The sequence below is a fragment of the Streptomyces sp. NPDC017095 genome (assembly GCF_044332325.1).
Taxonomy (GTDB): domain Bacteria; phylum Actinomycetota; class Actinomycetes; order Streptomycetales; family Streptomycetaceae; genus Streptomyces.
Window position 1 is genome coordinate 314,054 of record NZ_JBIROU010000001.1, and the last position, 24,241, is coordinate 338,294.

Annotated in this window: 24 protein-coding genes and 1 pseudogene; 13 read left to right on the forward strand and 12 right to left on the reverse strand. The window is 74.7% G+C overall.

Features of this window, described 5'->3' with window-relative positions; all coding sequences use genetic code 11:
* The first annotated feature begins 22 nt into the window (after positions 1-22).
* Positions 23-541, forward strand: a complete 519-nt coding sequence (locus ACH4OA_RS01155) for a universal stress protein (protein WP_365884018.1) — start codon at positions 23-25, stop codon at positions 539-541.
* Here ACH4OA_RS01155 and ACH4OA_RS01160 read toward each other — a convergent pair.
* Together ACH4OA_RS01160 and ACH4OA_RS01165 are read right to left on the reverse strand one after the other, a co-directional pair.
* Entirely contained in the window at positions 532-3,231 is a 2,700-nt protein-coding gene (locus ACH4OA_RS01160) for an RICIN domain-containing protein (RefSeq protein ID WP_397966988.1), read from the reverse strand. The genes ACH4OA_RS01155 and ACH4OA_RS01160 overlap by 10 nt on opposite strands.
* 216 nt (positions 3,232-3,447) lie before the next feature.
* Positions 3,448-4,416, reverse strand: a complete 969-nt coding sequence (locus tag ACH4OA_RS01165; protein ID WP_365883860.1) for an aldo/keto reductase — start codon at positions 4,414-4,416, stop codon at positions 3,448-3,450.
* Positions 4,417-4,557: 141 nt separating this feature from the next.
* On the opposite strand from ACH4OA_RS01165, the gene ACH4OA_RS01170 reads away from it, so the two are divergent.
* The gene (locus ACH4OA_RS01170; RefSeq protein WP_397966991.1) at positions 4,558-5,409 is read left to right on the forward strand and encodes an endo alpha-1,4 polygalactosaminidase; all 852 of its coding nucleotides are present in this window, start codon (positions 4,558-4,560) and stop codon (positions 5,407-5,409) included.
* Between the two features lie 74 nt (positions 5,410-5,483).
* On the opposite strand, the gene ACH4OA_RS01175 is transcribed toward ACH4OA_RS01170, so the two are convergent.
* The gene (locus ACH4OA_RS01175; protein WP_365941871.1) at positions 5,484-5,684 is read right to left on the reverse strand and encodes a ferredoxin; all 201 of its coding nucleotides are present in this window, start codon (positions 5,682-5,684) and stop codon (positions 5,484-5,486) included.
* An 18-nt stretch (positions 5,685-5,702) separates the two neighbouring features.
* Positions 5,703-6,932: a cytochrome P450 gene (locus ACH4OA_RS01180; RefSeq protein WP_397966994.1), complete on the reverse strand. Its 1,230-nt coding sequence runs from the start codon at positions 6,930-6,932 to the stop codon at positions 5,703-5,705.
* Positions 6,933-7,208: 276 nt separating this feature from the next.
* Here ACH4OA_RS01180 and ACH4OA_RS01185 point away from each other — a divergent pair, with 276 nt between their 5' ends.
* Positions 7,209-7,673, forward strand: a complete 465-nt coding sequence (locus ACH4OA_RS01185; protein ID WP_397935009.1) for a nitroreductase family deazaflavin-dependent oxidoreductase — start codon at positions 7,209-7,211, stop codon at positions 7,671-7,673.
* 81 nt (positions 7,674-7,754) lie between these two features.
* Here the strand turns inward: ACH4OA_RS01185 and ACH4OA_RS01190 are convergent, their stop codons facing one another.
* A complete protein-coding gene (locus ACH4OA_RS01190; protein WP_397966997.1) occupies positions 7,755-8,963 on the reverse strand; it encodes a cation diffusion facilitator family transporter in 1,209 nt (402 codons plus the stop codon).
* A 195-nt stretch (positions 8,964-9,158) separates the two neighbouring features.
* Here ACH4OA_RS01190 and ACH4OA_RS01195 point away from each other — a divergent pair, with 195 nt between their 5' ends.
* Positions 9,159-9,461, forward strand: a complete 303-nt coding sequence (locus tag ACH4OA_RS01195) for a DUF4235 domain-containing protein (protein WP_365882305.1) — start codon at positions 9,159-9,161, stop codon at positions 9,459-9,461.
* A gap of 109 nt (positions 9,462-9,570) precedes the next feature.
* On the opposite strand, the gene ACH4OA_RS01200 is transcribed toward ACH4OA_RS01195, so the two are convergent.
* The 3 genes from ACH4OA_RS01200 to ACH4OA_RS01210 form a co-directional block, all read right to left on the reverse strand.
* The gene (locus ACH4OA_RS01200) at positions 9,571-9,963 is read right to left on the reverse strand and encodes a VOC family protein (RefSeq protein ID WP_365882307.1); all 393 of its coding nucleotides are present in this window, start codon (positions 9,961-9,963) and stop codon (positions 9,571-9,573) included.
* Between the two features lie 156 nt (positions 9,964-10,119).
* Positions 10,120-10,968: a hypothetical protein gene (locus ACH4OA_RS01205; RefSeq protein WP_397966999.1), complete on the reverse strand. Its 849-nt coding sequence runs from the start codon at positions 10,966-10,968 to the stop codon at positions 10,120-10,122.
* 82 nt (positions 10,969-11,050) lie between these two features.
* A complete protein-coding gene (locus ACH4OA_RS01210) occupies positions 11,051-12,019 on the reverse strand; it encodes a GlxA family transcriptional regulator (protein WP_397967001.1) in 969 nt (322 codons plus the stop codon).
* Positions 12,020-12,090: 71 nt separating this feature from the next.
* On the opposite strand from ACH4OA_RS01210, the gene ACH4OA_RS01215 reads away from it, so the two are divergent.
* From ACH4OA_RS01215 to ACH4OA_RS01225, 3 genes are all read left to right on the forward strand, one after another.
* Complete coding sequence (locus ACH4OA_RS01215) at positions 12,091-13,041, forward strand: NADP-dependent oxidoreductase (protein WP_397935016.1); 951 nt, start codon at positions 12,091-12,093, stop codon at positions 13,039-13,041.
* A gap of 129 nt (positions 13,042-13,170) precedes the next feature.
* Positions 13,171-13,560: an anti-sigma factor antagonist gene (locus ACH4OA_RS01220; RefSeq protein WP_397967004.1), complete on the forward strand. Its 390-nt coding sequence runs from the start codon at positions 13,171-13,173 to the stop codon at positions 13,558-13,560.
* Positions 13,561-13,650: 90 nt separating this feature from the next.
* Positions 13,651-14,334 (forward strand): DUF4230 domain-containing protein, encoded by a 684-nt coding sequence (locus ACH4OA_RS01225; RefSeq protein ID WP_397935018.1) that lies wholly within the window; start codon positions 13,651-13,653, stop codon positions 14,332-14,334.
* Here the strand turns inward: ACH4OA_RS01225 and ACH4OA_RS01230 are convergent.
* Positions 14,335-15,483: pseudogene (locus tag ACH4OA_RS01230) on the reverse strand (complex I subunit 5 family protein); the annotation flags it as partial. It abuts the gene before it with no gap.
* Positions 15,484-15,742: 259 nt separating this feature from the next.
* On the opposite strand from ACH4OA_RS01230, the gene ACH4OA_RS01235 reads away from it, so the two are divergent.
* Entirely contained in the window at positions 15,743-16,357 is a 615-nt protein-coding gene (locus tag ACH4OA_RS01235) for a VanZ family protein (protein WP_397935020.1), read from the forward strand.
* A gap of 103 nt (positions 16,358-16,460) precedes the next feature.
* Positions 16,461-17,693, forward strand: coding sequence for an RICIN domain-containing protein (locus ACH4OA_RS01240; protein ID WP_397967006.1), 1,233 nt, complete (start codon positions 16,461-16,463; stop codon positions 17,691-17,693).
* Positions 17,694-17,702: 9 nt separating this feature from the next.
* On the opposite strand, the gene ACH4OA_RS01245 is transcribed toward ACH4OA_RS01240, so the two are convergent.
* Positions 17,703-17,948 (reverse strand): hypothetical protein, encoded by a 246-nt coding sequence (locus ACH4OA_RS01245; RefSeq protein ID WP_365878767.1) that lies wholly within the window; start codon positions 17,946-17,948, stop codon positions 17,703-17,705.
* Positions 17,949-18,036: 88 nt separating this feature from the next.
* Positions 18,037-18,840: an SDR family oxidoreductase gene (locus tag ACH4OA_RS01250; protein ID WP_397935022.1), complete on the reverse strand. Its 804-nt coding sequence runs from the start codon at positions 18,838-18,840 to the stop codon at positions 18,037-18,039.
* A 196-nt stretch (positions 18,841-19,036) separates the two neighbouring features.
* On the opposite strand from ACH4OA_RS01250, the gene ACH4OA_RS01255 reads away from it, so the two are divergent.
* The 4 genes from ACH4OA_RS01255 to ACH4OA_RS01270 all read left to right on the forward strand — a co-directional run bounded on the left by ACH4OA_RS01255 (position 19,037) and on the right by ACH4OA_RS01270 (position 22,664).
* Complete coding sequence (locus ACH4OA_RS01255; protein ID WP_397935024.1) at positions 19,037-20,080, forward strand: PHP domain-containing protein; 1,044 nt, start codon at positions 19,037-19,039, stop codon at positions 20,078-20,080.
* A 182-nt stretch (positions 20,081-20,262) separates the two neighbouring features.
* Complete coding sequence (locus ACH4OA_RS01260) at positions 20,263-20,919, forward strand: HAD family hydrolase (protein WP_397935026.1); 657 nt, start codon at positions 20,263-20,265, stop codon at positions 20,917-20,919.
* Between the two features lie 411 nt (positions 20,920-21,330).
* Positions 21,331-22,362 (forward strand): SDR family oxidoreductase, encoded by a 1,032-nt coding sequence (locus ACH4OA_RS01265; protein WP_397967009.1) that lies wholly within the window; start codon positions 21,331-21,333, stop codon positions 22,360-22,362.
* Positions 22,363-22,409: 47 nt separating this feature from the next.
* Positions 22,410-22,664 (forward strand): hypothetical protein, encoded by a 255-nt coding sequence (locus ACH4OA_RS01270; RefSeq protein WP_397935029.1) that lies wholly within the window; start codon positions 22,410-22,412, stop codon positions 22,662-22,664.
* Between the two features lie 33 nt (positions 22,665-22,697).
* Here the strand turns inward: ACH4OA_RS01270 and ACH4OA_RS01275 are convergent, their stop codons facing one another.
* Complete coding sequence (locus tag ACH4OA_RS01275; protein ID WP_397967010.1) at positions 22,698-23,987, reverse strand: ROK family protein; 1,290 nt, start codon at positions 23,985-23,987, stop codon at positions 22,698-22,700.
* Between the last annotated feature and the right edge of the window lie 254 nt (positions 23,988-24,241).

A 24,241-nucleotide genomic window follows, 5' to 3' on the forward strand; every position in this document is an offset into this window, starting at 1 on the left:
CACGACGGAGGGAGGCCGAGGGATGCGGGTGATCGCCTGGGTGGTGGAGGGCACCTGGCCGGCCTGTGTGGACGCCGTGCGCGCCCATGCGCCGGACGACGCGGAGGTGGTGCTGCTCCATGTGAGCGGACCGGACGTGCCCACGGTGGCGCACGGCGCGTTCGCCGGGCTGCTCGGGCGCGGTCACCGGCCGGGGCACGGTCCGGCCGAGGGCTGGCAGCGCGATCCGGGCGACCGGCTGGAGGCGCTGGGCGGCACGTCGGCGGCCGCGCTGCTCGACGCGGCGGCCCGGCGCCTGGGCCGGCCCTGCGCGCGCGTGGAGCGGTCGGGGCGGGTGGAGCGGGAGGTGGTGGCCGCGGCCGAGGGAGCGGGGCTGCTGGTGCTGGCCCGGGACGGGGACCGGTCCCGCCTCGGGCCGAAAAGCCTCGGCCCCGCCGTCCGGTTCACCGTCGACCACGCGCCCTGTCCGGTCCTGCTGGTGTGGCCGCAACCGGCCCCGGGCCTGGGCACGCTCCCGCCTCCGCCGCCGCGTCACCCGTGACCCCGTGCGGCCGGTGCCCGGCTGCCGGTGCCCCACTTGGCGCTCGCCCTCCGCGGGTCCGCGGGGGCGGCGCCGACGGTCCAGCGCTGGGCGGGGCCCGGCGCGCGGGTCTTGAGCACGAGGGCGCCGGAGCCGTCCGTCGCGGCCGGGGTGAGGGCCAGCGCCCGGTCCGAGCGCGGCACCAGGGCGCCGCCCTGGCGGGTGAAGTCGTAGCGCAGGCCGGGGGCGGCCTCGCCGGCGGCCGGGCACGGCGCGAGGCGGACCGAGTAGCCGAGGCGGGAGTCCAGGCACAGACCGGGCGCGGCGGCGCTGCGCAACAGTCCGTCCTTGTCGTACGTCCACTGCCGGCTCGCGGCGGCGGAGCAGCCGGTCAGTTCCGTCTCGGCGCCCGGGACGGCCCGGTCGCCCACGACGCCGACGCACAGCCCGGAGGCGAGGTCGCGCAGCCCGCCGTGCGGGGCGCCCCGCGACGGGCCGGTCCCGGCCCAGGAAGCGCCGGGCGAGGCCGCGCCGCCGCCCGGCGTCCCGGCGGGCGCGGTTGTGCCGCCGGAACCGGCCACCGACCACAACGCGACCGGCAGGACGACCAGACCGCCGGCGAGGGCGCCGGCCAGCGCGAGATGCCGGCGCCGCACCCGCCGGGAGACGGGCACGGGTCCGGATCCCGCCCCGGCATCCGGGGCACCGACGGCGCCGCGACGGGTCAGCAGCCCGCTCCGCCCGACCGCCCGACGCCGACCGGTCCCCGCACCCGGGGCACCCGACGGGCCCGGTTCACCGCCCGCCCGGCGCCGGCCGGCCCGCGCATCCAGGGCATCCGACGGCCACGGTCCGCCACCGGCCCGGCCCTCCCCGGCCGCATCGGCGCCCCACCTCGGAGGCACACCGGCACGCGCAGGTTCGGGTCCCGCCCCGGCATCCGGGGCACCGGCGACGCCGCGAGGGGTCAACGGCCCACTCCGCCCGACCGCCCGACGCCGGCCGGCCCGCGCACCCGGGGCACCCGGCGGCCTCGGTTCGCCACCGGCCCGGCCCTCCCCGGCCGCATCGGCGCCGCACCTCGGAGGCACACCGGCACCCGCGGGTCCGGGTCCCGCCCCGGCATCCAAGGCACCGGCGGCTCCGCGACGGGACAGCGGCCCGCTCCGCCCGGCCGCCCGACGCCGGCCGGCCCGCGCACCCGGGACATCCGACGGCCACGGTCCGCCACCGGCCCGGCCCTCCCCGGCCGCATCGGCGCCCCACCCCGGAGGCACACCGGCACCCCGATCCCGGAACACCCTGGGCATCGACCCCCGGGACGCCTCGGACACCGGTCCCCAGGGAGCCTCCGCGTCCGCGCCCCGGGGAGCCTCCGCGTCCGCGCCCCGGGGAGCCTCGGCGTCCGCGCCCCGCAACACGTCACCGCCCCGACCCCGGAACGCCCCCGACACCGGCCCCCGAGACGCCTCGCCGTCCGCGCCCCGGAAGACACCACCGCCCCAACCCCGGAACACCCCCGACACCGGCCGCCAGAACGCCCCGGACACCGGACCCCGGGACACCTCGGACGCCGGGCCCCGGGGAGCCTCGCCGTCCGCGCCCCGCAACACGCCACCGCCCCGACCCCTGAACACCCCCGACACCGGCCCCCAGAACGCCCCGAACACCGGACCCCGAGACACCTCGCCGTCCGCGCCCCGCGATGCGCCGCCGCCCCGGCCCCCGAACACCCCCGGCACCGGACCCCAAGACGCCTCGCCGTCCGCGACCCGGAAGACACCACCGTCCCCGGTGCCCTCCCCGGCCAGTCCGGCGGCGCCCCGCGCGGCCGGTGTGACGGCGGCGTCCCCCGCGACCGATGTGACGGGGGTGTCCGCCGCTGTCGGTGTGACGGCGGTGTCCGCCCGGGGCGGGGCGGACGGCTCGTCGGCATGGGTCGCGCGGGCCGTCACATAGGCGTGGGCGTGCCAGCCGAGGACCGCCTCGGCGAGGGCGAGGCCCAGGCCGCCGTGGAACCGGGCGAGTTGCTCGGCGGTGCGGTCGCAGTGGGCGCAGCCGGCCAGGTGCCGGCGCAGATCGGGGTCCATCGCGGTGCCGGCCCGCCGGAAGGTCACGTCGAGCAGCCGCGGATAGCGCCGGCACTCCTCCCGCAAGGCCAGTTCGCGGTGCGCCTGGAGGCATTCCTCGCGCAGCCGTTCGCGGGCCCGGCGCAGCGCGGCGCGGGTGTCCTCCTCGTCCAGGCCGAGCAGCGCGGCGGGTACGGCGAGGGGTTCGGACTCGACCTCGGTGTGCCACAGCACGGCGCGCGCGGTGTCGGGCAGCCGCCGGAAGGCGCGGGAGAGCAGGGGCCGGCCGGGTGCCGGGCGCAGCAGGGTCCGGGCGTCGGACCGCAGGGCGGGGTGGAGGAGTTCCCGGCGCTCGTCGGCGCTCCACTCGGCCGCGATACGGCGGACGGCGACCAGCACCTGGGGCCGCCAGGCGGCACCGGGGCCGGCCTGGCGGAGGCAGTCGCCGAACAGCCGGGTGAAGGCGGCGGTGGTCAGCATGCCCGCGGCGCGCGGCCCGTCGGCGCACAGCCGGGCGTAGGCCAGGGCCGCCGCCCAGTGCCGGTCGAGGAGCGCGCCGACGGGATGCGGCGCCGGTGACGCGCCCGTCCAGTTCTTCAGCGCACCGCTCAGCCGTTCGTCCGACGGGCCCGCCTCGGTCACGGCCGCATTCCTCCCGACACGCATGACGGAATAAGTCCATACCAACTGGCAGAGAAAGACGTGAGGAAACTCGAACGTCCCTGCGAGGCGGCTCTTGTGAAGCCGCGCTCACTTTTGCACAGCGGAACAGGCCCGAACAAGAGATTCCGCGATTCCCGGAATTTACCGCGGAGCTTTCTTTGTTGACATTCCGTCAAGGGCGGCGGTTTTGCGCTTTCAGTGGCCGCTGACGGCCCGCGGGGTGTACGGCTGCCCCAGTTCCGAGATCTCCTCGTCCGTCAGTTCCAGGTCTACGGCGGCCACCGCGTCCTCGATGTGCTGCGGCTTGGCGGCGCCGACGATCGGTGCCGTCACGGTGTCCTGGTGCAGCAGCCAGGCGAGGGCCACCCGGGCGCGCGGCACGCCCCGGCCGGCCGCGATCCGGGTGACCGCCTCGACGATCGCGCGGTCGCTCTCCAGGTACAGCCGGCTGCCGAAGTCGTCGGTGGTGCTGCGTCCGGTGACCGTGCCCCAGTCGCGGGTGAGCCGGCCCCGGGCGAGCGGGCTCCACGGCAGCACGCCGACGCCCTGGTCCGCGCAGAGGGGCAGCATCTCGCGCTCCTCCTCGCGGTAGAGCAGGTTGTAGTGGTTCTGCATGGAAACGAACTTGGTCCAGCCGTTCCGCTCGGCGGTGTACTGCGCCTTGGCGAACTCCCACGCGTACATCGAACTCGCGCCGATATAGCGGACCTTTCCCGCCTTGACCAGATCGTGCAGCGCCTCCATCGTCTCCTCGACCGGAGTGTCGTGGTCGTAGCGGTGGATCTGGTAGAGGTCGACGTAGTCGGTGCCCAGGCGGCGCAGGCTGTGGTCGATCTCGGTCATGACGGCCTTGCGGGACAGCCCGGCGCCGTTGGGACCCGGCCGCATCCGGCCGTGCACCTTCGTGGCCAGCACGATCTCGTCACGGCGGGCGAAGTCCCGCAGTGCCCTGCCGACGATCTCCTCGCTGGTGCCGTCGGAGTAGATGTTGGCGGTGTCGAAGAAGTTGACGCCCGCCTCCAGCGCCTGCCGGATCAGCGGACGGGACGCCTCCTCGTCGAGCGTCCACTCGTGGGTGCCGCGGTCCGGCACGCCGTACGTCATGCAGCCCAGACAGATCCGCGAGACGTCCAGGCCGGTCCTTCCGAGCTTCACATACCGCATCGTTGCTGCTCCTGCCTTGGAAACGACGGTCGTGGCCGAGCCTACGGGGTGGCCGCCCGGCCCGACTTGACGACGGGAGCGGGCGGGGGATTTGATCCTGGCCTGTGCCGCGCCGCCCGGCGTGGGCGGAATGGAGCGGATGTGCCCCCCACCGGAGATGCGCGCACCCCGGCGTCGCGCGCGGCCCTGGGCGCCCTGGCGGCGGCCCTGACCGTCACGGCGTCGGTCCTGGCCGGCTGCGCCTCCGGCGGCACGGAGCGGCACGGCTCCCCGAAGCCCGCCGCGGTGCGGCTGCCGCCGCGCGGCGCCGGCTTCGACTACCAGATCGGCGGCGCCTATCCCCCGCCGCCGGGCGTACGGATCGTCAGCCGCGACCGCTCCGACCGCCCGGCGCCGGGTCTGTACAACATCTGCTACGTCAACGCGTTCCAGGCCCAGCCCGCCGAGCGCGCCTCCTGGCCGGCCGGCCTGCTGCTGCGCGACGGGCACGGCAAGCCCGTCATCGACGAGGACTGGAACGAGCCGTTGCTGGACCTGCGCACTCCGGCCAAGCGGGAACAGGTGGCACAACGGGTGAACCGCTGGATCGACGACTGCGCGGACAAGGGCTTCGACGCCGTCGAACCCGACAACTACGACAGCTACACTCGCTCCCACGGGCTGCTCGGCACGGCCGACGCGCTCGCGTTCATGCGTCTGCTCTCCCGGCACGCGCACACCCGGCACCTGGCCATCGCGCAGAAGAACACGGCCGAACTGGCCGCGCGGCGCCAGCGGGCCGGACTGGACTTCGCGGTGGCGGAGGAGTGCGGCCAGTACGACGAGTGCGGGGTGTACGCGAAGGCGTTCGACGACCGGGTGGTGGACATCGAGTACACCGACCGCGGTCTGGGCGCGGCCCGCGCCCGCTGGGCCGGCCGGCTGAGCATCGTCCGCCGGGACCGGGACGTGACCACCCCGGGCAGCGCCGCCTACGTCCGCGCGGTGCGCTAGCCGTAGCGCCCGCCCGCTCCCGGAGGCGGGCCGGTACGGCGGTACGGCGGCCGGGGCCGCCGTACCGCGGGCCGTCAGGCGGTGCGCTCCCGCACGGTGATGGCGCTGACCGGGCAGGCGCGGGCCGCCTCCCGGACCATCGGGTCCCCGACGCCCTCCTCGCTGCCGGGCAGCAGGGCGCTGTAGCCGTCGTCGTCCTGGGTGAAGACGCCCGGCGCGGCCAGCGCGCACTGCCCCGCACCGATGCAGACGTCCTTGTCGATCTCGATGTCCATATGCATGAGTGAAGCCTCTTACCAGGTCACGGGGAGTTCCAGCATCCCCTGCACCGTGTCGCCCGGTTTGAACGGGATGTCCTCGGCCGGGGCGGCGAGGCGCAGCCCGGGCAGCCGGGTGAACAGGCTGCCGAGGGCGATCTCCAGTTCCGCGCGGGCCAGGTTCTGGCCCAGGCACTGGTGGATGCCGAAGCCGAACGCCACGTGGTGGCGGTCGGCGCGGTGGAAGTCGAGATCGTCGGGGCCGTCGTACACGGACGTGTCCCGGTTGATCACCGACGTCGAGAAGAGCACCCCGTCGCCGGCCCGGATCGTGATGCCCTCGATCTCGATGTCCTCCAGCGCCACCCGCTGCAGCCCTTCGGCGATGGACAGCATCCGCAGCAGTTCCTCGACGGCGGTGGGCAGCAGCGCCGGGTCGGCGCGCAGTTCGGCCAGCCGGGCGGGGTGCCGCAGCAGGGTGTAGGTGCCCAGGGAGATCATGTTGGCGGTCGTCTCGTGCCCGGCGACCAGCAGGATGAGGGCGAGGGAGATCAGGTCGGTCCGGTCCAGTTCGCCCGTGGGCAGCCGGTGGCGGACGAGGTCGTCGAGGATGCCGTCGCCGGGCTCGGCCTCCTTCGCCTTGCTGTCGATCAGCTCGCCCATGTACTGCTCCAGCCGGTCCCGGGCGTCCAGCGTGTCGGCGGCGTTCGGACCGCGCAGCAGCCGGCGGGACTGCGCCTCGAAGAACTCGTGGTCGGCGTAGGGCACGCCGAGCAGGCCGCAGATGACCATCGAGGGCAACGGCAGCGCGAAGGCGGTGACCAGGTCGGCGACCGGACCGCGCGCGATCATCGTGTCCAGCAGTTCGTCCACGATGCGCTGGATCCAGGGGCGCAGCGCGGCGGCGCGTTTGACGGTGAACGCCGGGATGAGCATCCGGCGCTGTCGCTGGTGCTCGGGGTCGTCCAGCCCGAGCAGGGCCACTTTGCGGCTGAGGCTGGCCTGGAAGCGCGGCGTCTGCGCGGGGAAGCCGGAGCGGCGGCGGTCGGTGGACAGACGGGGGTCGGCGAGCAGGGCGCGGGCGGTGTTCCGCGCGGTGACCAGCCAGACCTCGCGGCCGTCGTAGAGGGTGGCGCGCGACAGGGACCGCCCGTCGCGCAGGGGGGCGTAGCCGGTGGGCGGGTGGTAGGGACAGGAGCGGTCCTGCGGGAAGGCGACGGGTCCGGCCGCGGCAGCCGGGCCGGTGGTGTCCGTCAGTTCCGTCATGGAAAGACCTCGCAGACGTCGGGAGGTGCGTCGTGCCGATCTTCATTAGATGCCTCAGGCATCTATGGTGCGACGTGAAGTTCGGCCACTTCGGTGACCCGGCCGATCTGGCCGGAACACCACGGGTCCCAGGGGCGGCAACCAGCCTCCTTCCCATGGTGCGTACGAGCAGCGATGATCGCGTCGGCGGCCCGGTATGCGGTAGGGATGCATCGTGAGGCCTCCGGTGTTGACGGTGGCACAGACGGTGCTGGACGACGAAGGGAACGGCAGGCAATGCCTCTTGAGGGTGAGTACGAGCCCAGTCCGACGCAGTGGGTGCGCGAGCAGGTCGAGCTGTACGAGAGCTCCGGCGGGACGGAGGGGACGACGCTGCTCGACACCGGGCTGCCGGTGATCGTGCTGTCCACCCGGGGCGCGAAGAGCGGCAAGATCCGCAAGACGCCGCTGATGCGGGTGGAACACGGCGGCCGGTACGCGGCGGTCGCCTCACTCGGCGGCGCGCCCAAGCACCCGGTCTGGTACTTCAACGTGCAGTCCGACCCGCACGTCGAGTTGCAGGACGGGCCGGTCAAGCGGGACATGCTGGCCCGTGAGGTGACCGGCGAGGAGAAGGCCGAGTGGTGGGAGCGGGCGGTGGCCGCGTTCCCGCCGTACGCCGACTACCAGCAGAAGACGTCCCGGGAGATCCCGGTCTTCGTGCTGGAACCCCTCGCGGACAGCGCCGCGGACGAGAGCTGATTTCCGGCCGGACACCGATCCGTTTCAGAAAAATCTGTTCCGGGGACGTGTGAGCCGGCGGGTGCCCGGGCATTCGTGCCGTCAGGCCCCGCCGCGTTCCCCCGTCGCGGCGGGGCTTTGTGCCGCCTCGCCCGCGGGCCGGTCGGTGACGTCGAGGAAGATCTGTCCGGCCTCCGGGAACGTCCGGGCCACGGACCGCTTGATGCGTACGGCGACCTCCTCGACGCGTTCGCTGTCCAGGCCCGGCACCAGGTCGATCCGGGCGGCCACCAGGGTGGAGTCGAGACCCGTCTGCATGGTGAACAGCGCCTCCACGCTGTCGATCTCGGGCTGGGCCCGCAGCAGCGCCCGGATCCTGCCCGTCAGCTCCGGATCGGCGGCCTGCCCGATGAGCTGGTCCCGGGCCTCGCGGCCGAGGCGGTAGGCGACGTAGACCAGCAGGACGCCGATCGCCAGCGAGGCGGACGCCTCCCACACGACCTGCCCGGTGACCATGTGCAGCGCCATGCCGATCAGGGCGAGCGTCACGCCGAGCACCGCCGTGCCGTCCTCGGCGACCACCGTGCGCAGCGCGGGATCGCGCAGCCCGGCGAGGCCACCGCCCTGGCGGCGTACCTGGTGCAGGGCCCGCAGCAGCGAACCGGCCTCGGCGGCCAGGGCCACGGCCAGCACGATCAGGCCCGCGATGTAGCCGCCGAACGTCTCGTCGGCGCCTTCGCGAAGCGCCTCGACGCCCTGGAAGAACGAGAAGCAGCCGCCCATCACGAAGATGCCCACGGCGGCCAGCAGCGACCAGAAGAAGCGCTCCTTGCCGTAGCCGAACGGGTGCCGGGTGTCGGCCGGGCGGCGGCTGCGGCGCAGGGCGGCCAGCAGGAAGACCTCGTTCAGACTGTCGGCGACCGAGTGCGCGGCCTCCGACAGCAGCGCGGGTGAGCCGGCGAGGACACCGCCGGCCGCCTTGGCCACGGCGATCACCAGGTTGGCCCCGAGCGCGACGAGGACGGTGATCTTGGTGTGCCGGTCGGCCTCGGAGCCCTCGCCCTCGCCGGCGGGCTCCTTGTGCTCGTCGCCGGCGCCGGGCTCCGCGCGCTCGCCGCCGCGACGGCCGGTGCGGCCGCCGTCGGCGGCGGGTGCGTCCGGCGTGCCGTCGGCCGCTGTCCCGTCGTCCGGCGCCGCGCCGGCCGCGTGGCGTGCCCCGCCCGCGTCCGGGGGCGCGCCGTACGCCGGTGGTGTCGTCCTGTGTCCGGCCGTTGGTCCGGCCGTCTCCCGTTCCGAGGATGTCCCGCTCACCTTTCGCCGACTGCCCCGGACCGGGCGGCTCACACCGTGCGCACCGCACCGGACAGAGCCTTCCGCTGGCCGGAACCGGTCGGTGAGCGGCGGTCCGGGCAGCGGTATCCGGCCGGTGACACCCTCGCGGAAGCGGACGGGTGGCCGGGGAAGAACGGCCCGCATGAGGATCGTCTGACGAGGAAGGAGACAGCCATGGCCAAGAACAAGAAGAACAAGCTCCCTCTCGCCTACCAGCCGGTCGGATTCGCGCTCAGCTGGGCGGGTGGCGCGCTGGCCGGTATGGCCTTCCGCAAGGCGTGGAAGGTGATCCGGCACGAGGAGGACGCGCCCGACGCGCTGGACCCGGACCGCGGCTGGGGCGAGATCCTGCTGGCGGCGGCCGTCCAGGGCGCGATCTTCGCGGTGGTGCGCAGCGCCGTGGACCGCACCGGCGCGCAGGCCATAGCCCGCTCGACGGGCGTGTGGCCGGCGACCGGCAAGGGCGGCCGCGACTGACCCGTCCGAAGGCCCGGCTGCCGGCCGGCTGCGGTCCGGCGGCCGGGCCTTCGGCCGTGACTGCACACAGTTTCGGGACCGTGGTTCAGCCCTGTTCGAGGGCCAGGGCTCAGCCCTGTTTCGGGGCCGTGGGCGGCACCAGGCGGAGGGTGAAGGAGTGGCCGGCGGGGTCGGAGTAGCCGCGTTCCTCGTAGGGACCCGCCGCGTCCCTGGTCTCGATCGGCCGGCCGCCGAGTCCCACCACCCGCCGTTCGGCCTCGTCCAGGTCCTCGACCAGGAAGTCGAGGTGGACCTGGAGGGAGTTCTCGGGGCGCGGCCAGCTGGGCGGGGTCGCGTTGGCGTCACGCCGGAAGGCCAGCCGGATGCCGTCGGCGCCGCGGATCTCCACCAGGTTGGCGGACGCGACGGTCCGCTCGGCTTCCAGGAACTCGCGGTAGAACTCCGCGAGTTTCTCCGGCTCGGCGCAGTCCAGTACGACCACGCCCGCTTTCACCACTGCCATGGGTCCTCCCGGGATGTGTCCTCTTCCCAGCGCTTATCCCGGGCCGCCCGATTCAGTCGGCGGTGGCGGGTGTTCCGCTTGCGCCGGGCGGCGGAGCGGGCGGACGGCCGGGGAGCGGTGTGCGGCCGGGGAGCGGCCCGCGCCCGGTGAGCGGCCTCAGGCGCAGCCGACGCCGTCCTTCACCCGGGGCCAGGCCTCCACTCCGGTCGCCGTGCGGACGTAGAGGACCGTCTTGCCGTCGGTCAGCCACAGCCTGCGGCCGGCGCGGTGGTAGCCGGTGTCGCGGGCGCCCGCGGGCATGCGGACCCGGGCGTGGTACGGCCCCTGGAGCAGGCCGGCGAGCACGCCCTCGGGATCGCGGGCGTACAGCCGGCCGGCCAGGGTCAGGAAGCGGGCGGACTGCCAGTCGCAGTGCTCCGCTCCCGAGGAGCTGTGCAGCCGGCTCACCGGCACCCTGCGGCCCGCGCGGTCGGTCCACACCTCCCAGCCCTCGGCGGCCGCCACGCTCTCGGGGAACTCGGCAGGGTCGCAGGAGGCGTTGGTCTCCGGGCCCCAGCCGGGCCGGTCCTTCTGGTCCCGGGCCACCACGACCACCGCTTTGGTCCGGCCGTCCACGTCGTAGGAGTAGAGCACCCGGTCGCGCTCCCGGCGCTCCACGCGGTAGCCGTGGTCGGGCAGGTCCGACTGGTCCATGTCGAAGTGGAGGGCCAGGCCCTCCTCCGGGGTGCCGCCGCCCTCGGACGCGCTCCACCCGTCCGGTCCGGAGCCCTCGAAGATCTCGCCGTCGCACTCCAGGGCCCGGCCGGCCGCTCCGGAGGCCAGGCGCAGCGCCCGGGGGCCGCTCTCGTCGAGTTCCCTGGTGGGCACCGAGAGCGGGCCGCCGTACGGTCGGGCCGGCGCGGTGCCCTCGACCACCAGGTCCGGGCGGGGGCCGGTGTCACAGCCCGCCGCCGTCACCGCCGTCACCACCGCCAGCACCGCCGCCGCCACGTGTCCTGCGCGCATTCCCGCCCCTGTTCCCTCGTGTCCCGGTCGTGTCTCCGCCGTGTCGCGGACGGTCCTTCGACGCCGGGACGGGCGGGAACGTTCAGCGGGCCCGCTGGAAGGTGCGCCGGTAGGCCTGCGGGGAGACGCCGATCGCCGCGTGCAGGTGCTGGCGCAGCGAGGCGCCGGTGGCGAAGCCGACCTCGGCGGCGATCCGGTCCACCGGCAGGTCGCTGGCCTCCAGCAGGTGCCGGGCGCGGGCCACCCGCTGCTGGATCAGCCAGCGGCCGGGGCTGAGGCCGACCTCGTCGTTGAAGCGGCGGGCGAAGGTGCGCAGGCTCATCCGGGCGTGTCCGGCGAGGTCCGCCAGGGTGAGCGGCCGGTCCAGCCGGTCCAGTGCCCACGCGCGGGTCGCGGCCGTGCCGGCGGCGCCGCTGTCGGGGACCGGCTGCTCGATGTACTGGGCCTGTCCGCCGTCGCGGAACGGGGGCACGACGCAACGGCGGGCGACGGCGTTCGCCAGTTCGCTGCCGTGGTCGGTGCGGACGATGTGCAGGCAGATGTCGACGCCGGAGGCGGCGCCGGCGGAGGTGAGCATACGGCCGTCGGCGACGAACAGGACGTCCGGGTCGAGTTCCACCCGCGGGTAGCTGCGCCGGAACAGGTCGGTCATCTGCCAGTGGGTGGTCGCCCGGCGGCCGTCGAGCAGCCCGGCCTCGGCGAGGACGAAGGCGGCTGTGCAGATGGACACGATCCGGGCGTCCGGGCGGATCCGGGCGAGCGCGGCGGTGACCTCGGCGGGCAGCCGGTCGGGGATACGGGCGGGCGCCATGGAGGTGACGATCACCGTGTCGGCGGTATCGAGGACCTCGGGACCGTGGGCGACGCCGATGGTGAAGTCGGCGCAGGTCTGCACCGGCCGTCCGTCGACCGAGCAGGTGATCACCTCGTAGCGGCCGTCGGCCGCGCCGAGGATGCGGCTGGGGATGCCCAGTTCGAAGGGGTAGGCGCCGTCGAGGGCGAGGACGGCGACCCGTTCCGGGCGGCCGGGGCGCGGCTGTCGGTCAGACATGGCACGATCCTATCGGAGGTTGACTTTTCTGCCATTTCCCGGCCGGGCGGACTGGGGCACGCTGGGTGACCATGAGCGATGTGAACACGATGCGAGCGATCAGCCAGGACGTCCTCGGCGGCCCCGAGGTCTTGCGGGAAGTACGGATCGAGCGGCCGGTGCCGGGTCCGAACCAGGTGCTGGTCCGGGTCCGGGCGGCCGGGCTCAACCCGACCGACTGGAAGCACCGGGCCACCGGCGGTTTCCTGGGCGAGCCCCCGTTCGTCCTCGGCTGGGACCTGTCCGGCGAGGTCGTGGAGACCGGGATCGGGGCCGCCGCCTTCCGCCCCGGCGACGAGGTCTTCGGCATGCTGCCGTACCCGTACGGCCACGGCTCGCACGCCGAGTACGTGCTGGCCCCGGTGCGGGCCCTGACGCTCAAGCCGGCCGCCCTGGACCATGTGCACGCGGCGGCGCTGCCGCTGGTGTCCCTGACCGCCTGGCAGGCGCTGACCGAGCACGCGGACGTCCGGCCGGGGCAGCGGGTGCTGATCCACGCGGCGGCCGGCGGGGTCGGTCATGTGGCGGTGCAGATCGCCAAGGCGCGCGGGGCGTACGTGATCGGGACCGCGAGCGAGGGCAAGCACGGCTTCCTGCGGGAGATCGGCGTGGACGAGCCGGTCGACTACCGGTCCACCGACGTCACCGAGGCGGTGCGGGACGTCGACGTCGTCCTGGACACGCTCGGCGGGGAGACCTCGGTGCGGTCGCTGCGGACGCTGCGGCCCGGCGGTGTGGTGGTGTCGATCCTGCCCATCGGGGACGAGGACTTCCCCGCGGAGGCGGAGCGGCTGGGCGTGCGGGCGGTGCGGATGCTCGTCGACGCCGACCGGAGCGGGATGCGGGCGATCGCCGAGCTGGCGGAGTCCGGGCGGCTGACGCCCACGATCGCCGGCACGTTCCCGCTGGCGGAGGCGGCGAAGGCGCACGAGCTGGGCGACACCGGCCGGACCACGGGCAAGCTGGTGCTGCTGACGGACTGAGGGGCACCCGGGGCGACACGCCACAAACTCGAAGACATATGTCAATCGAACGTGCTCAAATTCCTTCCATCGGGGGTAACTTGACGATCGGATGACGTCGTCGGTGCACGGGTGGAAGGTGGTGCCGAGGTGCGACAGGAATGCGTGTCCCCCACCCGGCAACTGGGCGTGTACGCCTACCGCGGGCACACGGTGCTGGAGTTCCGGGGTGAGATCGACCTCGTCGCGGCGGAGGAGATCGGCCCGGTCCTCGACCGGGTCACCGCCGGCACCGGCGTCCGGGCCGTGATCGACCTGCGGCAGGTGGAGTTCTTCGACTGCTCGGGGCTGCGGCTGCTGTACCGGGCGCACGCCCGGGTGCGGGAGCGCGGCGGGCGGCTGCACCTGGTGTGCACCCGCCCGCTGACCCTGCGCGTCTTCCGTGTCACCGGCCTGGCCCGGCTGCTGCCCCCGCAGCCGGACCTGGACACGGCGCTGGACCGGGCCGCGGCGGTGGCCCCGGACGGGGCACCGGCGTGACGACGGCTTCCTGACGGCCATTCGGCGCATGCGCCCGGCCTGTTCCGGCCGCCGGCGGGCATCCGGTGGGCAGGAAGGAGGACCGTCACGATGACGACTTCCCCCGCACGCCTGCCGGGCTGGGTCAAGGCCGTGGTGGCGCTGGTGGTGGTGCTCGCCGTCCTGTTCGCCGGGATACGGCTGGCCGTACTGCCGGGCGTCAAGGACCTGTTCGGCACCGAGACCCATGACCGCTCCGGGCCCGCACTGCTGAAGTCGGTGCGGGACATGAGCCGTTACACCGCCGCGTCGGGCAACTTCCAGGTCGTCGTGGACCTGGAGAAGGACGCCAGGTTCCTGCCCGACGCCCTGCGCGGCACCCGCACCCTGTACGTCGGCGCGGGCACCGTGGACGCCTATGTCGACCTCGGACAGGTCGGTGAGAAGGACGTCACGGTCGACGCCGGCCGTACGTCCGCCACCCTCCGGCTGCCGCACGCGCGGCTCGGCAAACCGGCCCTGGACCCCGACCACTCCTACGCCGTCGCCAAGCAGCGCGGGCTGCTGGACCGGCTCGGCGACCTGTTCTCGGACAACCCCAACGGCGAGCAGGCCGTACAGCGGCTCGCCGTACGGCACATCGGCGACGCGGCACGCGGCAGCGGACTGACCGCCCGCGCCGAGACCAACACCACCAGGATGCTCCAGGGCCTGCTGCGCTCGCTCGGCTTCAAGGAGGTGCACGTCTCCTACGGCGCCGGGCGCGCGGGCGGCGCTCCGGGCGGGAGCGGCTGATCAGGAGCCCGGCACGCCCGGCAGGGCCAGCGCCCCCAGCAGGGTCGCGCCCACCAGCAGCCAGGCCGCGTAATCGCCGACGTGCCCGGGCTGCAGGCGCCGCAGGGGCTCGGCCCGGCCGGGAGCGGCCGCCCAGGCCGGGCGGACGACGGCGAGGCCGGCGAGCGCCACGGCCAGCAGGGCGGAGGCCACGCCCAGCAGGACGCCGTGCGCGGTCCGGCCCACGACGGCGTGGGCGCCGCCCGAACCCGCCTCGTTGACGGAGCGGGCCACCAGGCCGCCGAAGCCGGGTGCCACGCCGACGGCGAGCGCGGCGGCCAGCAGCACGGCGGGCACGGTCGTCATGGTGTCCGGGATCCGGCCGAGCAGGCCGGCGGTCTCCGGTTCCTCACCGGAGCCCTTGGTCTCGTACGCCGCGTCCCCGGGGCGCGGTCCGAGGCCCAGGAACACCCGGGCGGCGACCCGCAGGACCGCGCCCGCGGTGATCGCGGAGGCCGCCGCGTACACCACGGTGAGCGGGCCGCCGGCCGCCTCCTCGCCGACCGCCTTGCCGAGCCCCGTGCCGAACGGCGGCAGACCGGCCAGGCCCAGCGCGCCCACGGCGAACATCACCCCGGCGGCGGGCAGCGACCGGCCCCGGCCGTGCAGTTCGTGCTCGTCGACGCTGCCGAAGCGGTCCAGCGGGACGCCCGCGCAGGCGAACAGCGCGGCCTTCACCCCGGCGTGCCCGAGGAGGTACAAGGCGACGCCGTCGTCCCCCTCGGGCGTGAGGACGCCCAGCCCGACGAGGAACAGGCCCGTGTGGGCGACGGTGGAGCAGGCGGGCAGCCGTTTGATGTGCCGCTGGTACCAGCACATGACGGCGCCCGTCACGGCGGTCAGCGCACCGAGCGTCACCAGGACCCGCGTCAGGTCGGCGGCGGGCACTCCCCCGGGTCCGGCGAAGACGGTGCCGTACACCCGCCACACGCCGTACGCGCCGAGTTCGACCATGACACCGGACAGCAGCATGCACACCGGGGTGGGCGCGACGGCGTGCGCGTCCGGGAGCCAGAAGCGGAACGGCACGGCAGCCGCCTTCACCAGCATCAGGGCCAGCGCCACCCACCAGACCAGGAGTTCGCCGGCGGCGAGCAGGACCGCGCGAGGGGCCGTACGACGGAGCACGCGGTGCCTCCTCGGTCCGTTGTGCGGTGGTACGCGGTCCCGTGTCAGGTGGACCGCCGGGGGCATCCAAGCACCGTCGGCGCCGGGCGGACCCGGCGGCAGGCGGGTCCGCGCGCCCGGTGCCCCGCAGGCGTGAACGACGCGGCCGGCGGCGGCCGGGACCGTCCGGCGGGTGGCATCTCGCGGCGCCGGGCGGGTAAGCGGGCTTCCACACCGGTAAGTCGCCGCCTGGGAGGACCGCATGGCCCCTACCGTCCCGCGCCTGCCCGAGGTCCTGCGCGCCGCCCGGATACGGCGGCCGGACCGCACGGGCGCCGCCCGCGAGCCGGAAGCGGACGCCGGCCCGGCGCCGTACCCGGAGACGGAGACCCCGGCCCGGCCCCCGCGGCACGCGCTGCCGCTTCCGGTACGGCTGCTGGCGGTGCTGGCCGCGTTCGCGGTCATGGTGGTGTTCGCCGTCGTCCTGGCCCGGCTGACGCTCCAGCCGTCGCCCGCGTCGGTGTCCCTGACGCACAGCAACGTGCACCCGGGCCGCTCGCTGCGGGCCTATCTGGAGCAGGCGCCGGCCCGGGAGGCGATCCGGCAGATCGGCGGGAACGTGCTGCTCGGCGTGCCGTTCGGCGTGCTGGTGCCGGTGCTGGCGCCGCGCGCCCGGGGAGTGCTGCGGGTGCTGGCGCTGACGGCCCTGGTGATGCTGATGGTGGAGCTGGTGCAGGGTGCGCTGGTGACCGGGCGGGCCTTCGACGTCGACGACGTCATCCTCAACACGACCGGGGCGCTGCTGGGCTGGCTGCTGCTGGGGCGGCGGCTCGGCCACGGGGTGCACCGGCGCGTGCGGGAGCCGTCGGCCGGCTGAGCCGGCGCAACAGGTCTGTACCAGAGTATTGACGGACCCCTTATCTCACTCCTTAAATCAAGAGGCATCACGCATCCGTGTCCCCCCACGAGAACGGAGAGCCATGGCCTCCCCACGCCTGCTCCGCAGATGTCTCCTCGCCGCCCTGTCGGCCGCGCTGATCGGCTCGGCCGCCGTCGGACCGGCGCACGCGGAGTCCGCCGCACCGGCGGCCGCGGCCGTCACCACCTTCTCCGACACCTTCGACGGGCCCGCGGGCGCCGCGGTGGACGGCTCCAAGTGGACCCTGGAGACCGGCGACAACGTCAACAACCACGAACGGCAGTACTACACGTCGGGGACGAAGAACGCGGCCCTGGACGGCCAGGGCCATCTGGTGATCACGGCCCGGAAGGAGAACCCGGCCGGTTACCAGTGCTGGTACGGCAGTTGCCAGTACACCTCGGCCCGGCTGAACACCGCCGGGAAGTTCAACGCCCAGTACGGCCATGTCGAGGCCCGGATGAAGATCCCGCGCGGGCAGGGCATGTGGCCGGCGTTCTGGATGCTCGGCACCCCGGTCAACTGGCCGGACTCGGGTGAGATCGACGTGATGGAGAACGTCGGCTTCGAACCCTCGACCGTGCACGGCACCATCCACGGCCCCGGCTACTCCGGCTCGGGCGGCATCGGCGCGCCGTACTCGCTGCCGAACGGGCAGTCCTTCGCGGACGCCTTCCACGCCTTCGCCGTCGACTGGGCGCCCGACTCGATCACCTGGTCGGTGGACGGCACCGTCTACCAGCGCCGCACCCCCGCCGACCTGGGCGGCAAGACCTGGGTGTTCAACAAGCCGTTCTTCCTCATCCTGAACCTCGCGGTCGGCGGCTACTGGCCCGGCGACCCCGACGGCTCCACCCAGTTCCCGCAGACGCTGCTGGTGGACTCGGTGTCGGTGACGACGAGCGACAGCGCCGCCGGTGTGCCGGTCCGGGGCCTGGCGGGCAAGTGCGCGGACGTGGCCGGCGCGAACCCGGCGAACGGCACCGCGGTCCAGCTCTACGACTGCAACGGCACGGGCGCCCAGTCCTGGACGGTCGGCTCGGACGGCACCCTCCGGGCGCTCGGCAAGTGCCTGGACGTGAAGGACAACGGCACGGCCGACGGCTCCGCCGTCCAGCTGTGGGACTGCACCGGCGGTCCCAACCAGAAGTGGACCGTCACCGGTGCGCACGACATCGTCAACCCGCAGGCCGACAAGTGCCTCGACGTCGCCGGGAACACCTCGGCCAACGGGACGCGGCTGCAGATCTGGACCTGCACCGGCGGCGCCAACCAGAAGTGGACGGTCGGCTGAGGGGTCCGCTCAGCGCACCTTCCAGGTGTACTTGTCCCCGCCGACGAAGCGGACCACGTCCGGGTCGTCCAGATCATGGATGGTGACGCCGTAGGAGGCGGCCGTCTCCAGCACGTCCGTGACGGTCCTGGCCTCGCCGACCACCTGACCGTCGATCTCCATGATCCGGAAGGGCGGATCACCGTGCCGGCCCGGGCACACACCATGGACCAGGACCCGCGGCCGGCAGATGTGGGGAGCTGCTTGTTCGGTCATGCAATAGAGCCTAGAACGCGACGCGGGCCGACGGGTCGTCCACCGGGTCCCTGCCGCCCCTGAGCACCGCGGCCCGCACGGCCCCGGCTCAGGGGCGGCGCCAGTCGTCGCTGGTCAGATGGGATCCGGCCTGCGGGCCCATGCGCAGCATGCCGCCGTCGACGCTCCAGGAGGCGCCGGTGACGTACGAGGCGTCCGGGCTCGCCAGGAACGCGATCACCGCGGCGACCTCGCGGGCGTCGCCGGGCCGGCCGAGCGGTACGCCGGGGCGGCGCTCGGTGTGCACGTCGGTGTCCTCCTGGCCGGTCATCGGGGTGGCGATCTCGCCCGGCGCCACCGCGTTCACCGTGATGCCGTGCTCGGCCAGCTCCAGGGCCATCACCTGGGTGAGCAGCCCGAGTCCGCCCTTGGCCGCGCAGTACGGGGCGGCGCCGACCCGGGGCTGGTGCTCGTGCACGGAGGTGACGTTGACGATCCGGCCGCCGTCGCCCTGCCGGATCATGTGGCGCGCGGCCCGCTGGCCGAGCAGGAACGGGCCGACGAGGTCGACGTCCAGGACCCGGCGCACATCCTCCAGGGTGAGGTCGAGGTACGGGGTCATCGTGCCCGTACCGGCGTTGTTGACCAGGACGTCGATCCGGCCCAGCTCGGCACAGAGGGTGTCCACCACGTCGGCGGCCTCGGGCAGCCGGGTCAGGTCCAGCCGGGCCACGGCGGCGCGGCGGCCGTGCGCGCGGACCTCCTCGGCGGTCTCCTCGGCGCCCCTCTCGTCGGAGTGCCAGGTGATGCCGACGTCCAGGCCCGCCTCGGCCAGACGTACGGCGGTGGCACGGCCGATGCCGGAGTCCGCGCCGGTGATCAGTGCCGTTCGCTGCGCGGCCGGTGTGGGCATGGCTCGCCTCCTCGGGTAGGTGATCGCAAGGACGGGCCTTCGCAGTACCCGGGGGCGCGGGCGGCAAACGGGCCGCGCCGACCGGGCGCGGGGGGCGGTCCGGGGACACGGGCTGGTGCGGGCCGCCGGGCCATGGGTCGGCCGTCCGCGTGGTTCCCCGCGCCGCTCCGGGGCGTCCGGTGTGAACCTGGAGTGCATGGACCCCGTCGCCGCCCTGGACCGGATCGCCTTCCTGCTGGAGCGGGCGCTCGCGCCCGCCTACCGGGTACGGGCCTTCCGCACCGCCTCCCGGACGCTGGCCGCGCTGCCCGCCGAGGAGGTGGCGGCGCGGGCGGCGGCCGGGACGCTGGAGTCGCTGAAGGGGATCGGGCCGAAGACCGCGCAGGTGGCGCGGGAGGCGCTGGCCGGTGAGATGCCCGGTTACCTGCGCCGGCTGGAGGAGGAGGCCGGGGCGGCGGCCGGCGCCGAGGGTCCCGGGTCCGGGCTGCGGGCGCTGATCCGCGGGGACTGCCACACGCACTCGGACTGGTCCGACGGCGGCAGCCCGATCGAGGAGATGGGGCGGACGGCGGCCGGACTGGGCCACGAGTGGACCGTGCTCACCGACCACTCCCCGCGGCTCACCGTGGCCCGCGGGCTGTCGCCGGAGCGGCTGCGGGAGCAGCTCGCGGTGGTGGCGGACCTGAACGCGCGGTGGGCGCCGTTCCGGCTGCTCACCGGGATCGAGTGCGACATCCTGGAGGACGGCTCGCTGGACCAGGAACCGGAGTTGCTGGAGCGGCTGGACGTGGTCGTGGTGTCCGTGCACTCCAAGCTGCGGATGGACGCCCGGTCCATGACCCGCCGCATGGTGGCCGCCGTGCGCAACCCGCACGCCGACGTGCTCGGGCACTGCACCGGGCGCCTGGTGACGGGCCGCGGGCGGCCGGAGTCGCAGTTCGACGCGGACGAGGTGTTCGCGGCGTGCGCCGAGTCGGGCACGGCGGTGGAGATCAACAGCCGGCCGGAGCGGCTGGACCCGCCGCGGCGGCTGCTGCGCCGGGCGGTCGCGGCGGGCGTGCTGTTCGCCGTCGACACCGACGCGCACGCGCCCGGCCAGCTGGACTGGCAGATCCTCGGCTGCGCCCGGGCCGAGGAGTGCGGGGTGCCCGCCGAACGGGTGGTGACCACCTGGCCGGCCGGGGAACTGCTGGACTGGACGCGGGAGGGCCGGGTCCCGGCGCGCGCGGCGGGTTCCTGAACCCGGAGTCGTGGTACCCGGACCCGTACGAGAGACCGGACGACAGACGCCCGGACCAGATACGACCGGACGACAGACGCCCGGACGACAGACGCCGGACGCGAGGCACCAGGCGGGAGACCGGGCGGCAGCCGGGAAGGCGCCGTGGTCGCCGTACGGGAGCCGGGAAAGGGATACTCCGCATGGAACGAGCCGCCGTCTTCGATGTCGACGGAACCCTGGTCGACACCAACCATCTGCACGTCGTCACCTGGTGGGAGGCCTTCCGCCAGGCCGGGCACGACGTGCCCATGCACGCCGTGCACCGGGCCGTCGGGCTGGGCTCCACGGACCTGATCGCCCATCTGCTGGGCGACGACCGCGACCCGGATCAGGACGACGAGCTGAGCGCCGCGCACAAGGCGCTGTACGGCCAGTACTTCGACCGGCTCCCCGCCCTGCCCGGCGCCGGTGACCTGCTGCGCCGGCTGCACGGGGACGGCTGGACGGTGGTGCTCGCGACCTCGGCGAGCGGTGCCGAGCTGGGCGCGCTGCGCCGGGCGCTCGACGCGGACGAGGCCATCACGGACACCGCGAGCGCCGACGACGTGCAGCAGGGCAAACCGGCGCCCGAGCCGGTGGAGCACGCCCTGGAGCTGGCCGGGGTGCCGGCCTCGCGGGCGGTGTTCGTCGGGGACACCGTGTGGGACATGCGGGCCGGCAGCAAGGCCGGGGTGCGCTGTCTGGGGGTGCTGTGCGGCGGGATCCCGCGCGCGGACCTGGAGGAGGCCGGGGCGGAGGCGGTGTACGCCGATCCCGCCGATCTGCTGGCGCGGCTGGCAGAGAGCCCGCTGGCGTGAGCCAGGGTGACGCAGGTCACGGAAGGGGCCGGAACACCCCGAAGTGGTTGCCCGTTGAACCAGACGTGGGTACGGAGGGGACAGTGTCCCCGGGCCTCATCTCTCGCCCACAGGGACGATCGTTCGGCTGAAGCCCTGTGGAGCCTTTCGCCGCGAGGCGACCGCCCTCCGCGCCCGCCACCCGACCGCCCCGGCCGTGATTCCCCCGTCACGGCCGGGGCTTCTCCATGCCCCGGCCCCGCGTGACCGACACCGCCGCGAGCCTCCCGCTCCCCGGGTACGGGCCTGTCACGGGCCCCCGCTCCTCGGGTACGGCCCTGCCACGGGCCTGGCGTACCGCGTGTGCGGGTCGTCCGCCCGGGTACCCGGCGGCTCGTCACAGCCTCCGTGAGCAGGCGAGAGGAGCCGAAGGTGAGCAGCTCAGCGGGCAGCAGGGTGGTCGTCACGGGCGCCACCGGCAACGTCGGGACCAGTGTGGTGCGGCTGCTCTCGGAGGACCCCGGGGTCGCGTCGGTGCACGGACTGGCCCGGCGGACGCCCGCGTGGGCGCCGCCGAAGACCGAGTGGTCCGCCGTCGACCTGCGGTCGGACCGGGAGGACCTCGCCGAGCGGTTCGCGGGCGCCGACGCCGTGATCCACCTGGCCTGGGCGTTCCAGCCGACGCACGACCCGGTGCAGACCTGGCGGACCAACGTGTTCGGGAGCATCCGGGTGTTCGAGGCGGTCGCCGCCGCCCGGGTGCCGGTGCTGGTGCACGCCTCCTCCGTCGGCGCGTACTCGCCGGGGCCGAAGGACCGCGCGGTGGACGAGAGCTGGCCGACACACGGCTGGCCGGACGCCGCGTACTGCCGCGAGAAGGCCTATCTGGAGCGCACCCTGGACGTGTTCGAGCGCGACCATCCCGAGGTGCGGGTGGTCCGGATGCGGCCGGCGTTCCTGTTCAAGTGGCAGTCGGCGAGCGAGCAGCGGCGGATCTTCGGCGGGCGGTTCCTGCCCGGACCGCTGGCCCGGCCCGAGCTGCTGCCGGTCCTGCCGGACATTCCGGGCCTGCGGGTGCAGGCGCTGCACACCGACGACGCGGCCGAGGCCTACCGGCTCGCGGTGCACTCGGACACCGCCCGGGGCCCGTACAACCTGGCCGCCGACCCGCCGCTGGACGCCACCGTGCTCGCCGGGCTGCTCGGCTCCCGGGCGGTCCGGCTGCCGCGTACGGCGGCCCGCTCGGCGATCGCCGCGGCCTGGGGGCTGCGGCTGCTGCCGGCCTCGCCGCACCTGTTCGACGCCGTGCTGCGGCTGCCGCTGATGGACTCCGCGCGGGCGCGCGCCGAGCTGGGCTGGCAGCCCCGGCGTACGGCGACGGAGGTGATCCAGGAGTTCCTGGAGGGCCTGCGGCAGGGCGGCGGGATGGAGACCGAACCGCTGCGGGGCCGGAAGGCGGGCTGAACGGGTCCCGTACACCACCCCCTACATTACGAGAAGCGGAGAACACGATGACTGTGCAGGAGCCCGGATCCGGGGCGCAGGAGCAGCCGGTGCCCCGGGACATGCCCGACCAGCAGGCCGGCCCCGACGAGGACCCGTGGGACCTCTCCCCCGGGCGCCCGGCCGGCGAGAAGCCGGACAAGGAGACGACACCCGGCCCGGACGAGGACGCCGCGCCCGGCCCGGACGGTTCCGGCACCGACGCCCAGGACGCGCCCCGCACCGACACGGAGGCCCCGGGACCGGACGAGCCGTCGGCCTAGGGTCTGTCGTTCATCGCGCCTAGGGTCTGCCGCTCATCGCGGTATGCGTTCGCGGAGGGCGGCGCGCCAGGCGGGCAGGCGGTCTTCGGCGGCCGGTTCCGGGCGCCGGCCGCCGCTGGCGAAGAACTCGGCCAGCGGCAGGATCGCGGCGCCGACGGTGACCGCGTCCGGGCCGAGCCGGCCGAGGTCGATGCTCACCTTGTCGGCCGGGTACCGCAGCGCGTAGGTCGCCGCGTGCCGGCGGACGGCGGGCAGGAAGCGGGTGCCGAGCTGGAGTCCGGCCCAGCCGCCGATGAGGATGCGCTCGGGCTGGAAGAGGTTGATCAGGTCGGACAGGCCGGCGCCGAGGTATTCGGCGGTCTCCTCCAGGACGGCCAGCGCGACCGGGTCGGGCGCGGTGCCCTCGGGCGGGTAGGCGGCGGCGAGCATCGCGGTGAGCGCGGTCTCCTCGTCGGTGTCCCCGGGCGGCCGGCCGCCCTCCTCCCGCCAGCGGGCGAGCAGCGACTCGGCGCCGGCGTACGCCTCCAGGCAGCCCGGCGCACCGCAGCGGCAGCGCCGCCCGCGCACCCGCACGGTCAGATGGCCCCACTCCACGGCCCGGCCGTGCTCCACCTCGGGCGTGACCAGGCAGGCGCCGACACCGGAGCCGAAGAGCACGACCACCGCGTTGCGGGCGCCGCGCCCGGCGCCGAACCACATCTCCGCCTGGCCGAGGGTCTTGGCGCCGTTGTCGATGAGGTACGGCACCTCGTCGGGCAGCGGCGAGGCGGAGCGCAGCAGCCGCTCCAGCGGGACCGCGTCCCAGCCGATGGTCTGGCCGTGGACGACGGCGCCCCGGTCCGGGCTGTGCTCGACGATGCCGGGGACGCCGACGCCGACGCCGAGCAGCCGGCGGGGCTCGGCCTCCGGGGCGGTGAGGACCTCGGCGATGCCCTCGCGGATGTGGCCGGTGATGACGTCGACGTCGTAGCCCTGCGGGGACAACGGGCGTTCGACGCGGGCCAGTTCCGTCAGGGCCAGGTCGAACAGCTCGACGCGGACCCGGGTCTCGCCGACATCGACGCCGATCATCTGTCCGCTGTGCGGGGCGACGCGCAGCAGGGTGCGGGGCCGGCCGCCGTCGGAGTCGACGCTGCCGGCCTCCTCGACCAGGCCGTCGGCGATCAGGTCCGCGACCACGTTGCTGACCGAGCCGGAGCTGAGTCCGGTGGCCGGGCCCAGTTCGAAGCGGCTGAGCGGGCCGTCGAAGTACAGCCGCTGGAGCACCGCCGTGCGGTTGCCCCGTCTCAGGTCGCGTACCGTGCGCCCGTTGCGCGCCGCCATGTGGCTCCCTTCACAAACCCTGCCCGACCTGCAACATACCCCTTCGGGTACCGGGGCGCGACATTTCCCCACACCTTAGTTCACGCTATGAGCAAAGAGGGAGAGGCGGCGGGCCCCCCGCCCGGGGGGCGGGGGGGCCCCCGGGCCCCCCCCCCCCCCCCCCCCCCCCGGGGGCCCCCCCCCCCGCCGCCCCCGCCGCCCCCGCCGCCCCCACCGCCCCCCCCGCCACCAAACCGTCGGCCGCATGCGGGTCT